This is a genomic window from Enorma phocaeensis, from assembly GCF_900186505.1.
GTDB classification, from domain to species: Bacteria; Actinomycetota; Coriobacteriia; order Coriobacteriales; family Coriobacteriaceae; genus Enorma; species Enorma phocaeensis.
Window position 1 is genome coordinate 203,133 of record NZ_LT891968.1, and the last position, 14,641, is coordinate 217,773.

A 14,641-nucleotide genomic window follows, 5' to 3' on the forward strand; every position below is an offset into this window, starting at 1 on the left:
TGATCCTACTTCGTGATTCCGGCGATACCGGCCGGAAGCTTTGAGCGCTCTTCAACTGGAACGAGCCTCATCAGTCCTACAACTGCTTGTTTGAGTCCCTGCAAATCGTTCCGCTGCAGCGCCGCATACCCATCATTGATTAACCGCTGCTTCTCCCACTCATCTGTCACTGAGAACGATCCGTTCTCAAACTCCTGTAGAAGTCGGAGCCACCATGCAGGATGAGATGCCAGAATCTGAATCGTCAGTTGGCCAAGCTCGACTATCGAACTCTCCGCAGTCTTTGAGTCATATCTCTCAATTGCAGACTTTCCCTGTGCCTGCAGTTGATTAATCTGAGAATTAAAATCTTGCCGTTGGCCCCAGTCATCGAGAATCTCCAACGCTTGACGAGCTCTGCTGACCTCTCCATCCAACTCACTGGAAAGTCGATCCCACTCTGACTGCTTGTCGAGCTCACATGCAGCCGCCTTGATATCTCGAAGATCACGAATCGCCTTTTGCTTGGAATCGGTGCCTGCATTTGCCCGAAGAGATGCCTTGGTCGCATTCAAATCATTTCTCAGGCGCTGAACCTCACCTGGATCCGCATGGAGCGCCAAAGCATCAATTGCCCTCTCTTGCTTATCCAGTTCATCCTCAATGGATGAAGTCTCCGCAATCTGGTAAGTCATGTCGACACGGGCGTTCAGCTGGAGGTCGATATCGGGAATGTAAGCCTCAACGGCCAGGCCACGAGACTCATCAACCTGAATCGTGATGTCGATGTCTGTCCCCTCTTGAAGATCAAACGGCAACTCCGAACCAGAAATCTCCAATCGGGTAAGGATAAGGTTCAAATCCGGGTTATCCGAATCTCCCTCGTATACCTTAACGGGCAGTGCATTGCTCTCGTTTCGTCTCAACGTTCGTGCGGTTCGAAACGAGCGCGTTTCAGCCAACGGGGGGATTCTGCTTCGATCGAAATACAGATCACATGCCTCGTGAGGTTCGCCCGTTTCATCGAACTCTGTGTACACTACACCGATACCGTGCGAAATCGGGGCACCGCCAACCGAAAGTCCATGCGTGATTGAAAATGAAGAGGGCTGCGTTGCAAGCAAATTCCCACAGCTGTCGAAAAGCTGAATGTCGTATTGAGTCGTTTTGCCGCGCTGCACATCAACCGTGCACCAAAAGGCTCCGTTTTTTAGCGGCACCCTCCCACTCGAGAAGAAGCCGTCCTCAGAGGCAATCTGCACGAAATAGCCCTCTGGCTTTGGAATCTCAACCGAACCAGTAATGAGCTGATCGTCATCCGAAGTCATGGGATCGTAATTAAGCTCAAGAGAAATCGCGGAATTGTTCGCTATGTCCATATGAGACTTAACGATTTCGGTGGAAACTCGCTCCCCCAACGCGTAAATTGCTGCACCGCGAGCGACGATAGTCAAGGGGTTGACCGAGGCGTCAACCGCAACCCCTATCGTTTCTTCTACACGCTTGCGAACGTACGGGATCAGCGTTGTTCCACCAACCATAATTGTTCGATTGATCGCGGATTTCTCAATCCCCGCATCTCGGATCGTCTTCTCAACGGCTTCAATCGTTTTGTCCACAATTGGTGCTATGCACCTCTCGAACTCATCCCGAGAGAGACTGAACGACATGGAGACTTCTCTGCCATCGAGATCTTTCAAACCGAGTCCATCAATATCCACAGAGACGGTCTCGAAGGACGAGAGCTCGATCTTGGCATTCTCGGCAATGGCCTTTAGTTTTGCGAAAGCAGTGAAGTAGTGCTCTCGGTCAAAACTGCTCAGATTAAACTCTCGCAATAGGCGCGGCTTGATGATGCTCTCGATGATCGTCTCGTCGATATCTTTGCCGCCACTGAAGTTGTCGCCATAATGGCCCAAAACTTGGAGCAGACAATCTTCAGAAGAGATGATTGCAGAGTCAAATGTACCGCCGCCAAAATCGTATACAAGCCAGGTTTCATCTACATGATTTTCGAATCCATAGGCAATCGCGGCAGCGATGGGCTCTTGAAGCAAAATGACTTTCTCGAATCCCGCAAGGGCACCGGCGCGCTTCGTGGCCTCGTTCTGCATTGTCTCGAACATTGCGGGAACTGTAATCACCGCGGCAAACAGCGGGAGATCCGGATACTTTCTCTGCACATCCGCCTTGAGGGACTTTAAGATCTCAGCGGAAACTTCTTCCGGACTGAACGAACGATCCAAGCGCTCGACCCGAACTTTATCCGCTGTTCCCATGAGACGCTTGATTTCGCCGATATAGTTTTCGCTCTCATCTTTACTTGAGCTGTTATAAAGCCGCTCGTAAGCCTTTTTGCCCACTACAACATTTCCGACTTTGTCCGCACCAAACACCGATGGAGTCGATTCATCACCGAAAACGTTACGAATGACCTCGATATCCGAGCCATCATTGAGCGCGATGCTCGAGTTCGTAGTGCCAAGGTCAATACCGATACGGATAATCGATGCGTCATTGGTGGACAACATGTTTACTCCTCACTGGCTACTGGAAGAATCAGTATTTCACCTGCAGTAATCGAATCAGGACTCGCAAGATCGTTCAGCCTGCATATCAACCGCGCATAACTGCCGTAGTCGATTTCCTGCGATTCGCATATTTCCAACAGCGTATCTCCGGGCTTAACCTCATACTCAATCAAGGAGAGCCCCCTGCGATAAGCCTGTTCTCCATCATCGACATCAGCGATAGAGGTTTCTTCCTGAACGGGAAGGTCATCATCTACGCTCTGAATAGCGAGATCGATTCGATCAAATCGCTCGAGCAAAATCGGCCAAAGACAAAGCAGGGCAATCAGACACGCCGCGCAGAGCGCTACAGAAGCACTCGCAAGAATAAGAGGCAAATTGGGGACGCGTTTCTCCTGCGGAATGTGCGCTCCATCTTCATACTTGCCCGCCACGGCATCATCCCGTTCAGAGATGGCCTCTTCTCCTCTCGGGCCATCGATGGAAGGGCTACAGATCGGTCGTCCGTCATGTCCCTCATCCTCGTTCTCAACGGATAGTTTCGGACCGGGCTTGTGCACGACAACGCGGGACCTCTGCACCACTTCACCCTTGTAAACGATCTCTGGAGAAATCGTCTCGAATATCGTCTCGCTTTCCACTGTGGGATCTGGCTCGATGGCAACGGCCTCTACATTTAGATTTCCATAAGGTCGTCCGGTATAATCACAGACCTTAACACCAAGCTTCTCGACACATCTACCGAGCCGATCTATCTCTCGGCCCAGTCGATTCATGTCTTGCTTATCGTCAGCTTGAGTAGCCCGCAGCTTATTCTGGCGCCACCAAGCCAGGGCAATTTCCCGGTATTCCCGCGGGAGCGCTTCCACGATGCATCAAACTCCATTCACTGCCGGTAATGCGAGCAGCAAACGCCGCTCCATGAGCAAGCGAGAGCTTCATTTACTTAATCACAGCGCAGTGCGCATCGTTTCCCAATGAAAAGCACCATTGGCGTCTTTGAAAGCCCGATCCTAACGAACGTCTTCCCACCACGTATACTCAACGTAACCATCGCTGATATCAAACTGAAGCCCACCGTTGTACTCGCTCAAATAGCCCGTTACCGACAGCCATGCGCCGCCGTCATCGACTGCGTTGATCATCCGCTCGAAGTCGTAATATGCATCTGCCCAAACCACAAGCGTGACGCAATTCGAGCTGGGATATTGCTCACCGATACTGATAAAAATAGGCATGCCGGCAGAATCTCGCGCCTGATAAACATTCACTACGGGCCCCGCAACGGTGCAAGTGGTCCATACGTGATTCCACGCGTTGTAATAGCGATTTTCCTCTGGAATGGCAAGTAATTCGGAATTCCTTGTTGGCCAACGTGGGTCGACATACATCGACTCCTGCTGCGCGGGTTGAGGCGCATCGCCCCTAAAGGACCGTGCCGATATGTCGTCCGCACTCTCGACGCCGGTTTCCCCACACGACGCCTGCCCCTCGCCCTCTTGTTTCGCAGAGCTCGGGGAATATGTTCCACAGCCGGAAATCGCGATAGCCAGGCATAAGAAAAGCACCAGAGCGCACCGAAACCGCAATGCCACCTTAAAACTCATACCACACCCCCGGATTCATTCGGTACCTGATAAAGCCCACCCTGTGCTCATTCTTTCCTACTAGACGTCTCCGCATTTCCCAATGGCGAAACTCTGTTGATAGCGCAGCTGAATGGCTAAGGTCTCAAATTCCCTTATGAGCGAATCCACGCCTAACACTGCTCACGGCATTACTTTTTCGGAAACTCAAATCTCACGTTAGATTCGATCCCGAAATACCTCTTTACAGGAAATATGTCTATAAGACCATAAAAGATGGCATTCACGCTTCCAGGCGGAACAGTGACAATCGGGACCGGTTGAAGCAGCTCTGCAAGTTTCAACGCCCCGTATAACGATTCGTTAACCTCGCGGGCATTCTCGATACCGTCTTCGCAAATGTTCCAATACCGCTTCGACTGATCAAAGGGGTCGTTCACCGCCCCACATCGAACCAACTCGTCGTACATCCAGTTAAACGGTGCGAACGTAATGAGATCGTTCATCGAGTCCCGCACTTCGTAAAGCCTTTCGCTTCTTACGAAATGAACGAATGCCGCAATGCAATATGCGAGACCGTACATCGTTAACCAAAGATCAGAGTTGTTCCATAAAAAGTTGCCGTAATGGAACGCATCCATATAGTCATTGAGAGAATCGATGCGTTCCGGCCCAAAACCGTTCGGTTCGCGCGGAGGAGCGAGATTCTCATATATGCCGAGCCTCCCGTATACTTGCGCCGCAGATCCCACCGTAGCGAACGAGGCAATATCAAGCACGAGATATGCTGGTATCGAAAGGATCGCAAGTGCACCGGGATTGAAAACCGCGGTTACCGTCGTAGGGCTTAGCGAAACGGGCCGATTTCGGTACGCCGTCTGCACCGTCACATACTGAGGCATCGTGAGATCACCTTGCGCACGTGTTGAGCAAAAGAAATCATGCTTAGCCTGAATGAGCCTTAGTTTTTCACAGCAAGTGCAACGAGGCCGATCGGTAGACCTCGTACGGCGTCAGATACCCCAGGCGCTTGCGAGGCCTGCGGTTCAGCTCATCGTACACCCTCTCGACCTCCTCGTCGCTCACGGCGTCCAGGTCGCAGCCCTTTGGGAAGTACTGCCTCAGCAGCCCGTTGGTGTTCTCGTTGGTCCCGCGGTCCCACGGGTGGTGCGGCGGGCAGAAGTAGCACTCGGCCCCGACGGCCTCGGTGAACAGGGCGTGCTCGGCGAACTCCTTGCCCCGGTCCAGGGTGACGGTCTCCACGGCGTGGCCGCGCATCGACTCGACCATCGCCCCCCTCACGTCGCCCTTCCTCTTCGAGGGCGACTTGCGGCCGGCCAGGTAGCCGCTCATGCGGTCGACCATGGTGACGAGGCACGCGCCGCCGGCGCGCCCGGCGACCGTGTCGCCCTCCCAGTCGCCGACCCGCGAGCGGGCGCCCGCCTCGGCGGGCCGCTCGGAGAGCTCGTGCGACACCTTGATCTTCCCGCGCAGCTCGGAGCCGTCCCGGCGCTTCCGCCGCCTGCCGCCGCGCCTCAGCCTCGCCGACGCCCTTCGGCCGCCCACGCAGCGGTCGAGCGCGCCGGAGCCGATCGCGCGGTAGATCGTCGTGTCGCTGACGGCGAGGTCGGGGCGCTCGAGGCGGATGCGCCCCTCCAGCTGCTCGGGCGACCAGCGCCCCTCGAGCACGTGCTCCCTGACGAGCTCGAGCCTCTCGGGGTCGTCGAGCAGCCGCGGCCTGCGGCACGCCTCCCTGCGCGCCTCGTAGCGCCGCTGGGCGGTCGAGGCCCGGTACCAGGGGCGCGCGGTCGACGCGGCGCAGGAGTTGCGCGCGAGCTCCCTGGACACGGTGGACTTGTCCCTGTGGATCTCGCGGGCGATCTCGGAGACGCCCTTCCCCTGCCTGCGCAGGCACATGACGTCCTCGCGCTCCTCGATGGTAAGATGGCTGTACCGGCCCATGGCTGCCTCCTGATGATGTTGTCGTCGCAAGCACCATCGTATCAGGGCGCCATGGGCCGTCCCCATCGGGCGTTGTTGCACTTGGAATGAAAAACTAAGGCTCAACAACCTCAGATTCTTTGAAGTCTCCTAAGGAGTATGAAACGCCCGTGCGCATCAAACTAAAGAGAACGTCTGGACTTTCTGCATTTAAGTTCAGATTGTCGAGCAGAAGGTCTCCAAGTCCTCCGCCAGAAACATAGCGACGAGCATAATCCTTCAGATTTACAGTGGTGGGGTAGGCTCTTGCTTGCTGGAATTGGTAGCCATTCCCCATCTGCACCGCTCGTAGAATATTGAAGTTTCCGAACATGTCCAAATATGTCATGCCGTCAGGTATGCCCATAAGACCATCCCCTAAAACCCGGGCTCAATGCCACCGAACTTGATGGCGCCCTCGTTCGCAATGATGTCAGGCAGATTCTTATAGAAAAGCTCACGAAAACTCGCCATATCGATGTCCAGCAGTGTTGTCACCGCATCATGCACCCGGCGATATTCTGATCCCGCAAAATAGGTCATGAGATAGAAAATAGATCTGAACATAAGCTGCTTATCGCCTGTCTTTCGGGCGCGGCAGATGTCTTGCTCAAGAGAACGGAAACTTTGCTTTCTACCGGCAGGAATGAAAGCCATTCGATCGTAACCGAGGTATGAGCCAGGATTCTGCTCGCCGATCCCATGATAGACAAGCGTTGTAATGAAGTGTCTGACCGCCATCTCAAAGGTAAGACCGGGATTAGCATCCGAGATCTTCTCAAGCCTATCGATCTCAATAGAGATGTACTTGTAAAAATAAACGTTGAAGTAATACACGAACAAGCTGTGCTTCGCGCTTCTAATCAAACGCTGATTACAATGCTCCCTGACACAAGACTCTACCGACCTCTCCGCCGGCCAGACCCCAAAAGGATCACAGTAGATGTAGAGCAGGAAATCGATATTTGGCTTGCAAGCCTTTTTCCAAGCATTCATCTCTCCCGACATACGGCCCTGAATGGCATCAGGAAGCGTTGAATACGTTGATTCGAGCAACGCGTCGTACAACTCTCCGACCGTATGATTCGACCAATCTTCAGAGCGAGCAAGATCCATTGCTACCGGGGTAAGATAAGCCATCGTGATCCCTCCACATTTCGTTTGCAGCTTAGAGGGCTGCCCCACTTATAGGGTTCGGCGCCATCATAGAGGTGACTCTCTCGCTTCATTTCCCAATACGTCATGCAGGACTACGGAAATCGTTTTCTCTCTGTATTGATATGGGAATCCAGCACTTGCCGCGCCCGTGAGCATTGGGAATCTATCCATTGGGAAATGGTCGCTGGAAATCCGCCCGACAATCCAATCAACGAAACGGCGTCGACGGGACGCCCGGAGCAAAGGAGGCCATCATGGCGTATCGCGGACATTATTCAAGCGGCAGGAGCAGCTACTCGGGCGGCGGCTTTACGAACCGCCGCACCGGGGCATACGTATCGGCGGCTCGCGCCCACCAGCATGTGGGCCAGAGCTTCGGCGGGTTCACTAAAACGCGAAGCAGCACCTCGGGCAACTTCTACATGAAGGGCAGCTCTTCGAACCGCAAGTAACCACCCACGTTTACGGCGTGGCCGCGACGGGAATCGCGGCCACGCCGGCTATCTAGTCTCTTAGCTAACGAAAAGGAGCCAATCATGGGATTCGTATCAGCCAAATGCCCCGCATGCGCCAAGAGCATTGAGATTCCGGCGGAGGAAACCGAGTTCTTCTGCCCCTACTGCGGCAGCAAGTTTCTGCGCGACGCAGCCTACGCGTTCGCCGCGATGCCCGAGATAGCCACAGGCGACGCCGATCTATCCGACTTCATTATCGTTGGAACCACGCTCGCGGCATACAGGGGCACAAAGTCGCACGTAATCATCCCCTCAAACGTAACTGTTATTGCAGACGAGGCGTTCTTGGGAAACAAACTCATATCAAGTGTCACCATCCCTGATAGCGTGACCTCGATTGGACAAGATTGCTTTAACGGCTGCACCTCGTTGGCGACGGTCATTATGTCTGAGCGAATCACCACAATAGGCCGTCAGGCATTTCGAGGATGCTCCTCATTGACGAAAATCGATCTTCCGCAATCTTTGGAAAAACTCGGAACTTACTCCTTCAGATACTGCACATCTCTCACTCTCGCGCTTGTTCCTTCGAATTGTGAATTCGGCATATGCCCATTCGAGGGCTGTCCGGTCAACGTAATAACGCGGTAGCTCGGTCAACCGATCCCATCGCATTTCTCAGGTCGTAGGCCTATCTGCAGCTCATGCCCTTGCGAGATGGTCCCTCAACATTGCACGCGCCTCGCTGACTTTAAACGTCATTTCACCCTTGAGCCTGCGCTCCTCCGCCTCGAGGACCGCCGTGCGTTGTTCCAAGTCGCAGGATTGCCCCTTAAGCGTATCGACGCGGATATGCGCGAGGCTGTCAGCTTCGCGTTCAGCTGCAGATGTCCTGTTGCAATCGATCTGAGGAGTCGCTGTGGGCTTGGTTGCCATGAAGAATCCTCCCGTGGTGCACGTTTTGTTCTAGAGCAAATCCATCGTTCCTACGCCAGAAGAGCAACTTTGGGCATGTTCGATGAGTCAAATGTCTTGATTTGGTATGTCGACTCGAGGTTCATCCAGAACTCCGGGGTGGTTCCCAGCGCACGGGAAAGCAGCCAGGCCATCTCGACGGTGATGGAGCGCTTCCCGTTCACGATCTCCGAAATCGCCGACTCGGGCTTGCCGATTGCCTTCGCAAGACGGTATTGGCTGATACCCATAGGCTCGAGGAACTCTTCTTTCAAGATCTCGCCCGGCGTTGAAATGTACTCAATGGTAATCACAGAACTCAACCTCCCTCGCCTCGCCGTTTTCCCAGATAAAGCAGAGTCTCCACTGTTGATTAACTCTAATGCTGTATTTGCCAGACCGATTCCCAGATAGCTTTTCAAGCCTGTTGCCTGGCGGGACGCGCAAATCAACAAGCGAATGGGCAGCATCGAGCATCTGCAGTCGCCTAAACAGCGTTTTCCTGCACTGAGCCGGAACTCTTTTCGGAAGAGCGACGCCGTTCCAAAACGCCTCAATATCTGCGTCTTTAAAGTGCATCGCCCCCTCCTTACTTCTGTTTTGCGAAAGTATACCCGATTATCTTGACAACAATCTGTCTGAGATCGCATCCAGCATTTCGACATGGGGATATTACGTCGAATAACCAAACGGCTTACGACGCCATGTTGTACGCAAGCAGCGATCCATCCGACTGGATATCGACGATCCGCAAGTCGGTCTTGGCGCTCTGGAAGGGAATGAGCCAATCCAGAATCATACCGGTCAGCACGTTGCCATCCACATAGTAGGAAACCTGAACCGTCTGGTCGGGGTTCGCATAGAGACCATCCGACGAGCTGTAGCCGATGCGCACGCGCTGCCCCGTATAGGCATCATCGGGGATATATCCCTGGAGCACGAGAAACGTGTTCGTCTCGATCATGTTGTTCGACGCTGTCATGGTGTAGAGCCTCACTGCGATGGCATCATCGTTGCGCTCGACGATCGTACCCTCGCTCACCAAACGCCCGCTCACGATGTCCGTGTCCCAATGGCTGTAGGGAATGAAAAGACAGGCGACAAGAGCTACAACGATGCCGATTGCGATGAGAGGTCGTTTATCTTGAGCGTTTTCCATACTTGTCCTCCGGTTTGTACCAACACACACATCCAGCGACGGTAGGTGATGATGCTGTTGCGACTAATCAAATGGCTGGAAATCACCCAGCACATCCGCTGTCGTTTGCCGCCAGCTCGAAACGTCACCGGCTTGGAAAAAGAGCCGTATCTCGTAAACGCGATTGAGCGTACCTTCCACATGCGCTACCACAATCGCATCGTAATATCCGCTTTCGTCAGCAAATGACGCAACCACGGCATAGCCGCCCGCCCCTGTGGAGACATCGCCTGCATACGAGATATCGTCCGTTTGAATCCAACCGAAATCCTCGTACCAATCGCCCATCTGATCGGGGCCAAAGCCTATCTCTCCCTCGGCTGGCTCGAAGATGATGATTTCGGTCGTGCCTCGCGAAGTGTCGTAATACGTTGTGCCTTCATCGTTCACTTCGCGCTGCATCGTCGCAGTCGTCCGAAAGACAAAGTGCTCAAACGGCGCAACATAGAGGAAACCATTCGAGAAGCCCAAGATAAACGTGAGCAGAACACTCGCAACAGAAAGACCTATGAGCACCTTACGCGCAACACCAAGTGACGCCCGTTTGAACTCCCTGTTGAGCAGCAAACCGAATAGCCCTCCAAAGAGGCAGTTCAAGAAGGACGCCCATCTTGTCTTCGGAGTATAGTCGCGCCGTTCCCTCTGAGCGAGGCAGAGGTTCGCCTTATGGGTTTCAAGGCTATTCGGCAGGGCGATCGCGAACCAGATGACAGCAAGCATCGTCCAAAACACGAGGAGCAGCGCTCCATCGAGTCCGCGCATCTGGAAATACAGGTTCGTGCATGCCGAGCATACTATACCTAGGATGCTAAACGGAATCGACTGCTTCCAAGGTTCGATCTTGGGCGGAGGGGTTACCTTCTTGCCACAATACCGGCAGAACTTCGCCTCACCGATTTCCTTGCCGCAATACTCGCAGTACATGACGACTACTCATCCTCTTCATCTTCAGGGCATTCACCGAGGAAGCCGAAATAGCAGACGGCGTCGTGTGTTTCACGACCGACGAGACGACGATCCGTTTCCGGCGTGGAGTGAAGGTGGCCCCAGCTTCCCAGCGAAGCCACATAGTATCCGGGCCTATCCTCCGCTTGCATCTCGGAAATCATTTCCGCGTAGCGATTGCACAGCTCCTGGTTCCGTGGACCGGTCCATACCAATCCCGCTCGATAATAAGGAGCATCACCGTCTGCCGTTTCCCAGGAGGTTCTGTTGCGGCTCCCCGTGGCGATCGGCTTCGTACACTCCCTGTTGTATTCCGCTTGATGGGCGGCGATGCAATCGGTCCAATCCTGCCCAACGTAGCAGGGATTTACTTCATCCATGGTGATGATGTAGTAGCCTGTCTCATATGTCTCCCAGTAACCGGGATCGTCAACCTTCTCCCAGTGGTATGCCGTGTCCACGCCATACCACACCACCAAACCGATTGCGCAAAGCAGGGCGGCAGCGATACCGAGGTTGATCGCGATGACGCGGCGCGGCGAGCTCTTCTTGTTTCTCTTGCTCTTCTCGTCATCTTCTTCTCGCTCGGGTTCTTCCGAAGCGGCTTCCTTGTTGTCCTCCTCCTCGTAAAGAAGCACACCGCACTTCGGACAGATGCCGCCCTCGCCCAACTCCGATCCGCACTTGCGGCAGAATCGACGGACCCCATCGGCGTTCTGCTCTGCATCGCTTTGCCCGCCCTCTTCCTCGGAAGCCGAGTCAACGGCAGGCACGTCTTCGGTAACGGTCTCACCGCTTTCGTCCTGAAGCGCCCCGCACTTTCCGCACGTCTTCGCGTCGCCGATCTCTTCCCCGCAGCTCTTACACTTCATTTGAAGCCTCCTCCCCAGAAGATGCCAGTATTTCCGCACCCTGCTCCAGCAGGTCGTACATCAGGCCGTCGCAACGTTCCCCATCGCGAAAGACGCCGGGGACGTATTCGAGGTCGGTAGGAGCATCGTGTTCGATCTGCACGATGTCCTCCAATTCAGATTCGAGGTCGTCACGTACCCAGCGTCGGCCTGAGTACTCGTTTAGCCATGCAACAAGATCCGATTCGTCAAGTACCGTCCACTCGGCCTGCGAGCCGAAAAGCTCAGCCTCGAGTGCGGCATATGCCGCTTTGTCATCCCGGTACAGCTTGAGCATATAAGCCGAGACGAGCTCTTGGGTAGAGAAGACGCCCTCAGCATCTTCAAGGAGCAGGATGCGGCTCGTGTACTCAATCCCTTCTGCATGCGCTCCGAAGTAGAGCTCCGCGCAGTGGGGGCAGGCATAGTTCGTATAGACCACGTATTCTTTTCCAGGATCGATGTCGTAGGGCATCTCCTGGTAGACGAAGTCGCTCTGAACCACGTCCTCATGCCCGCCGCTCGGCACGCCGTAGGCACCGGCAGCAGGGCTCGATACGGCACCATGCCAAAGCGCCATACCTCCCACCGCTGCAATCGCGCACAACAACACGACGAAAAGAGCGAGGTTCATCGTCCGCAGCTTGCGCTCGACATGCGATGTATCTGTTCTGGGCGATGGCAACGTTCATCACGCTTCCGCGTCGCTCGTAGCGCGCTCGTCCAAAGGGGCACCGCAGTATTCGCAGAACTTGCTGTCTAAAGGCAGGTCGTGCCCGCATTTTGGACAAGCAAGCTTCGGCTCGCTTGAGCCTTCGGGCTCAGCGGGAACCGCGACGGGAGAAGCCCCTGCCTCGACAGCCGATGCCACCTCTTGAGGAACGGCTTGGGTGATATAGATGACCTGAGGCTGCACCGTAGCAGCGGGCTCCTTCTTTTTCTTTGCCTCCTGCTCTTCCTTGCGCGTCTTGTCCCAGAAGTAGATTCCCAGACCGGGAACGATGGCCGAAAACGAGAAGACGCAGAACCATCCGAAGAGGGCGACACCGTTATCGCCCCCTCGCTTGGCATAGCGATATGCCGTACCGAAACCGAAGAACACCTGAACCCAGTAGCAGGCTCCCCAAAGGAAAACGATAAACGTGATCATGGCTTCCATATCGGTGCTCCAAGCGAAACGATTCGAATCCGTACTTGGGGCAAGTTAATCACCGGCGATGCGGAATCATTTGCCAATCGACTTTCATTGGCAAAGCTCCTATCCATTGCTCTTCGCTTGCAACCAGAAGCCATAACTATTCCAGCAGCGTAATGAGGTGGTAGCCAACAAATGGGGTGGCTCCCCGACCAGTTTCATTGGGAAACGGTCCAAAACCGTTGGCGGTATCGTTGTCTCGGTCAAGGGGAAGGCGCGCTGTACAGGAAGAAGCATGGAACCCAAAAGCGGGCGTAAGCCCATCAACGTGCTCGCGGAATACCTCACCTCCTGGATTCGAGAGAACTCCGAGGAGGCGCTGCCGTTTGACTCGTTCGAGAGCCTCCGCCCCCACCGCGTCGCCCAGAAGGACGTCGAGCGCTGGATCTTCAACTGCAACTACATCTACAGCCGCGTCGGCGACTTCCTCTATGACGAGAACCTCCTGCCCGATGACGCCGGGAAGCTCAACGACCTCATCGTGAGCATCGAGCGCTCGTTCAAGGCGATCAGCGACAACACCCCGCTCGACCTGCGTTCGAAGCCGCAGCAGTCGGTCGTCTACGAGCTCTCGCGCGACTGGCCGCCCTTCAACCGCCGCAGCCGCAACAGCATGGGGCTCTTCCGCCGGGCGCTCGAGCGCTTCGCGACGGAAAGCCCGGAGTTCTGCGATGAACACCAAGAGGAGCTCGGCGCGCTCGAGGAGCAGCTCGCCGAGGAGGCGGCGTTCTACGCCGAGGTGGGGCGGCAGGCGGGCGCAGGGCCGCGGGCATTCACGACCCGGTGCCGCGAGCTGCTGCCCATCTGGTGCGCCAAGGAGATCAACCCCATTGTCACCCTGCTCATCTGGACCGACGACCAGGCCATCGCGCGCCTCGCCAGCCTGTTGCGCGAGGCGTTCAGCGTTCACGCGACCGACATGGCGGCATCCGAGGACGCGATCGACGCCTGGTACGAGGCGACCCTCCAGGCGCAGGCCGCCTACATCGACACCATCGACGACGACAACGACCTCAGCGCCCTGAGTGTCCGCGAGATCGGCGCGCTGCTTGCCGCCTGCGGCTTCTCGCTCGACCACGGCGGCAGCTCCGCACGGCTCCCCCGCTGGCTTCTGGGCAAGTCGCGCCTTATCTGGAACATCGTGATCTGCGCCGTGCTGGGGCCCGGGGAGGCCATCGGCGGCATCCAGCCCCGGCGCTCCGCCACGGCGGAGACCGGCCGGTGCGCGCCGCTCACCCTGCACCCACGCAACCTCAACGGCGAGGCGCTCCTGCGCCGGCGCTACCGCTCCGGCCGCGTGGAGACCGTGGACCGCCTCGCCCTCGACGGCGTGCGCGCGCCGGGCCTGTGGAAGGTCATCGGCAGCCATTACGACGCGCACGCGCCGCTCCCCAACAGCGCATACCGCTGCCAGTTCGCCCACCTGGGGGCAGCCTACGTGGCGAGTGAGGTCCCGTGCGCCACCGGTACGCCACGCGAGGGGTCCGGCGACTCGCGCTTCCATGTCGAGCTCACGCTCGAGCTCGACCAGGACGCGAACGTCTCAATCGTCCTGCACGACCTCGATTCCAAGAACGGCACCTGCGTGCTGCGCACCGGCGCCGGACGCGCCACATGGTTCGCCTTCCCCGGCAGGCGGCACCTCACCGAAGAGGACTGGGCCGCGCGGCTCGGCATCCCCAAGGGCGACATCCACCTCGTGCGCGAGCTCCCGCTCGAGCGCGGCGACATCATCCAGCTCGCAAGCTCCTGCTTCGAGCTGATCTAGAT

Annotated in this window: 18 protein-coding genes; 3 read left to right on the forward strand and 15 right to left on the reverse strand. The window is 55.9% G+C overall.

Annotation, left to right across the window (positions count from 1 at the left end; genetic code table 11):
* Positions 1 to 5 precede the first annotated feature (5 nt).
* From C1717_RS01315 to C1717_RS01345, 7 genes are all read right to left on the reverse strand, one after another.
* A complete protein-coding gene (locus C1717_RS01315; protein ID WP_102371453.1) occupies positions 6 to 2,510 on the reverse strand; it encodes an Hsp70 family protein in 2,505 nt (834 codons plus the stop codon).
* A gap of 2 nt (positions 2,511 to 2,512) precedes the next feature.
* Positions 2,513 to 3,379: a LysM peptidoglycan-binding domain-containing protein gene (locus tag C1717_RS01320; protein WP_102371454.1), complete on the reverse strand. Its 867-nt coding sequence runs from the start codon at positions 3,377 to 3,379 to the stop codon at positions 2,513 to 2,515.
* Positions 3,380 to 3,523: 144 nt separating this feature from the next.
* The gene (locus C1717_RS01325; protein WP_102371455.1) at positions 3,524 to 4,117 is read right to left on the reverse strand and encodes a hypothetical protein; all 594 of its coding nucleotides are present in this window, start codon (positions 4,115 to 4,117) and stop codon (positions 3,524 to 3,526) included.
* A gap of 170 nt (positions 4,118 to 4,287) precedes the next feature.
* On the reverse strand, positions 4,288 to 4,998 hold the full coding sequence (locus C1717_RS01330; protein ID WP_102371456.1) for a hypothetical protein: 711 nt from the start codon (positions 4,996 to 4,998) through the stop codon (positions 4,288 to 4,290).
* 67 nt (positions 4,999 to 5,065) lie between these two features.
* Complete coding sequence (locus tag C1717_RS01335; protein WP_102371457.1) at positions 5,066 to 6,058, reverse strand: IS30 family transposase; 993 nt, start codon at positions 6,056 to 6,058, stop codon at positions 5,066 to 5,068.
* A gap of 94 nt (positions 6,059 to 6,152) precedes the next feature.
* A complete protein-coding gene (locus C1717_RS01340; RefSeq protein ID WP_102371458.1) occupies positions 6,153 to 6,443 on the reverse strand; it encodes a hypothetical protein in 291 nt (96 codons plus the stop codon).
* An 11-nt stretch (positions 6,444 to 6,454) separates the two neighbouring features.
* Positions 6,455 to 7,216: a hypothetical protein gene (locus C1717_RS01345; protein WP_102371459.1), complete on the reverse strand. Its 762-nt coding sequence runs from the start codon at positions 7,214 to 7,216 to the stop codon at positions 6,455 to 6,457.
* A 272-nt stretch (positions 7,217 to 7,488) separates the two neighbouring features.
* On the opposite strand from C1717_RS01345, the gene C1717_RS01350 reads away from it, so the two are divergent.
* Both C1717_RS01350 and C1717_RS01355 read left to right on the forward strand, forming a co-directional pair.
* Entirely contained in the window at positions 7,489 to 7,686 is a 198-nt protein-coding gene (locus C1717_RS01350; protein ID WP_102371460.1) for a hypothetical protein, read from the forward strand.
* A gap of 84 nt (positions 7,687 to 7,770) precedes the next feature.
* Positions 7,771 to 8,340: a leucine-rich repeat domain-containing protein gene (locus tag C1717_RS01355; protein ID WP_102371461.1), complete on the forward strand. Its 570-nt coding sequence runs from the start codon at positions 7,771 to 7,773 to the stop codon at positions 8,338 to 8,340.
* Positions 8,341 to 8,391: 51 nt separating this feature from the next.
* Here the strand turns inward: C1717_RS01355 and C1717_RS01360 are convergent, their stop codons facing one another.
* The 8 genes from C1717_RS01360 to C1717_RS01390 form a co-directional block, all read right to left on the reverse strand.
* Complete coding sequence (locus tag C1717_RS01360) at positions 8,392 to 8,625, reverse strand: hypothetical protein (protein WP_102371462.1); 234 nt, start codon at positions 8,623 to 8,625, stop codon at positions 8,392 to 8,394.
* A gap of 50 nt (positions 8,626 to 8,675) precedes the next feature.
* On the reverse strand, positions 8,676 to 8,957 hold the full coding sequence (locus tag C1717_RS10785; protein ID WP_245859343.1) for a HigA family addiction module antitoxin: 282 nt from the start codon (positions 8,955 to 8,957) through the stop codon (positions 8,676 to 8,678).
* Positions 8,944 to 9,222: a type II toxin-antitoxin system RelE/ParE family toxin gene (locus C1717_RS10790; RefSeq protein ID WP_245859344.1), complete on the reverse strand. Its 279-nt coding sequence runs from the start codon at positions 9,220 to 9,222 to the stop codon at positions 8,944 to 8,946. Before C1717_RS10790 ends, C1717_RS10785 begins: the two co-directional genes overlap by 14 nt.
* A 115-nt stretch (positions 9,223 to 9,337) precedes the next feature.
* A complete protein-coding gene (locus C1717_RS01370) occupies positions 9,338 to 9,802 on the reverse strand; it encodes a hypothetical protein (protein WP_102371464.1) in 465 nt (154 codons plus the stop codon).
* Between the two features lie 63 nt (positions 9,803 to 9,865).
* A complete protein-coding gene (locus C1717_RS01375) occupies positions 9,866 to 10,765 on the reverse strand; it encodes a zinc ribbon domain-containing protein (RefSeq protein ID WP_102371465.1) in 900 nt (299 codons plus the stop codon).
* 5 nt (positions 10,766 to 10,770) lie between these two features.
* Positions 10,771 to 11,658, reverse strand: a complete 888-nt coding sequence (locus tag C1717_RS01380; RefSeq protein WP_102371466.1) for a hypothetical protein — start codon at positions 11,656 to 11,658, stop codon at positions 10,771 to 10,773.
* Positions 11,648 to 12,310 (reverse strand): hypothetical protein, encoded by a 663-nt coding sequence (locus C1717_RS01385; protein WP_102371467.1) that lies wholly within the window; start codon positions 12,308 to 12,310, stop codon positions 11,648 to 11,650. The genes C1717_RS01380 and C1717_RS01385 overlap by 11 nt, the downstream gene beginning before the upstream one ends.
* Positions 12,311 to 12,367: 57 nt before the next feature.
* A complete protein-coding gene (locus C1717_RS01390) occupies positions 12,368 to 12,835 on the reverse strand; it encodes a zinc ribbon domain-containing protein (protein WP_102371468.1) in 468 nt (155 codons plus the stop codon).
* A gap of 271 nt (positions 12,836 to 13,106) precedes the next feature.
* Here C1717_RS01390 and C1717_RS01395 point away from each other — a divergent pair, with 271 nt between their 5' ends.
* Entirely contained in the window at positions 13,107 to 14,639 is a 1,533-nt protein-coding gene (locus tag C1717_RS01395) for an FHA domain-containing protein (RefSeq protein ID WP_102371469.1), read from the forward strand.
* The last annotated feature ends 2 nt before the right edge of the window (positions 14,640 to 14,641 follow it).

What these genes read in the sequence shown, in the direction of transcription:
- C1717_RS01315 (WP_102371453.1), bottom strand. Translation starts at nt 2,510, where the DNA reads ATGTTGTCCACCAATGACGCATCGATTATCCGTATCGGTATTGACCTT.
- C1717_RS01370 (WP_102371464.1), bottom strand. Translation starts at nt 9,802, where the DNA reads ATGGAAAACGCTCAAGATAAACGACCTCTCATCGCAATCGGCATCGTT.
- C1717_RS01350 (WP_102371460.1), top strand. Translation starts at nt 7,489, where the DNA reads ATGGCGTATCGCGGACATTATTCAAGCGGCAGGAGCAGCTACTCGGGC.
- C1717_RS01385 (WP_102371467.1), bottom strand. Translation starts at nt 12,310, where the DNA reads ATGAACCTCGCTCTTTTCGTCGTGTTGTTGTGCGCGATTGCAGCGGTG.
- C1717_RS01375 (WP_102371465.1), bottom strand. Translation starts at nt 10,765, where the DNA reads ATGTACTGCGAGTATTGCGGCAAGGAAATCGGTGAGGCGAAGTTCTGC.
- C1717_RS01340 (WP_102371458.1), bottom strand. Translation starts at nt 6,443, where the DNA reads ATGGGCATACCTGACGGCATGACATATTTGGACATGTTCGGAAACTTC.
- C1717_RS01395 (WP_102371469.1), top strand. Translation starts at nt 13,107, where the DNA reads ATGGAACCCAAAAGCGGGCGTAAGCCCATCAACGTGCTCGCGGAATAC.
- C1717_RS01360 (WP_102371462.1), bottom strand. Translation starts at nt 8,625, where the DNA reads ATGGCAACCAAGCCCACAGCGACTCCTCAGATCGATTGCAACAGGACA.
- C1717_RS01335 (WP_102371457.1), bottom strand. Translation starts at nt 6,058, where the DNA reads ATGGGCCGGTACAGCCATCTTACCATCGAGGAGCGCGAGGACGTCATG.
- C1717_RS01390 (WP_102371468.1), bottom strand. Translation starts at nt 12,835, where the DNA reads ATGGAAGCCATGATCACGTTTATCGTTTTCCTTTGGGGAGCCTGCTAC.
- C1717_RS01380 (WP_102371466.1), bottom strand. Translation starts at nt 11,658, where the DNA reads ATGAAGTGTAAGAGCTGCGGGGAAGAGATCGGCGACGCGAAGACGTGC.
- C1717_RS01345 (WP_102371459.1), bottom strand. Translation starts at nt 7,216, where the DNA reads ATGGCTTATCTTACCCCGGTAGCAATGGATCTTGCTCGCTCTGAAGAT.
- C1717_RS01325 (WP_102371455.1), bottom strand. Translation starts at nt 4,117, where the DNA reads ATGAGTTTTAAGGTGGCATTGCGGTTTCGGTGCGCTCTGGTGCTTTTC.
- C1717_RS10790 (WP_245859344.1), bottom strand. Translation starts at nt 9,222, where the DNA reads ATGCACTTTAAAGACGCAGATATTGAGGCGTTTTGGAACGGCGTCGCT.
- C1717_RS01330 (WP_102371456.1), bottom strand. Translation starts at nt 4,998, where the DNA reads ATGCCTCAGTATGTGACGGTGCAGACGGCGTACCGAAATCGGCCCGTT.
- C1717_RS01355 (WP_102371461.1), top strand. Translation starts at nt 7,771, where the DNA reads ATGGGATTCGTATCAGCCAAATGCCCCGCATGCGCCAAGAGCATTGAG.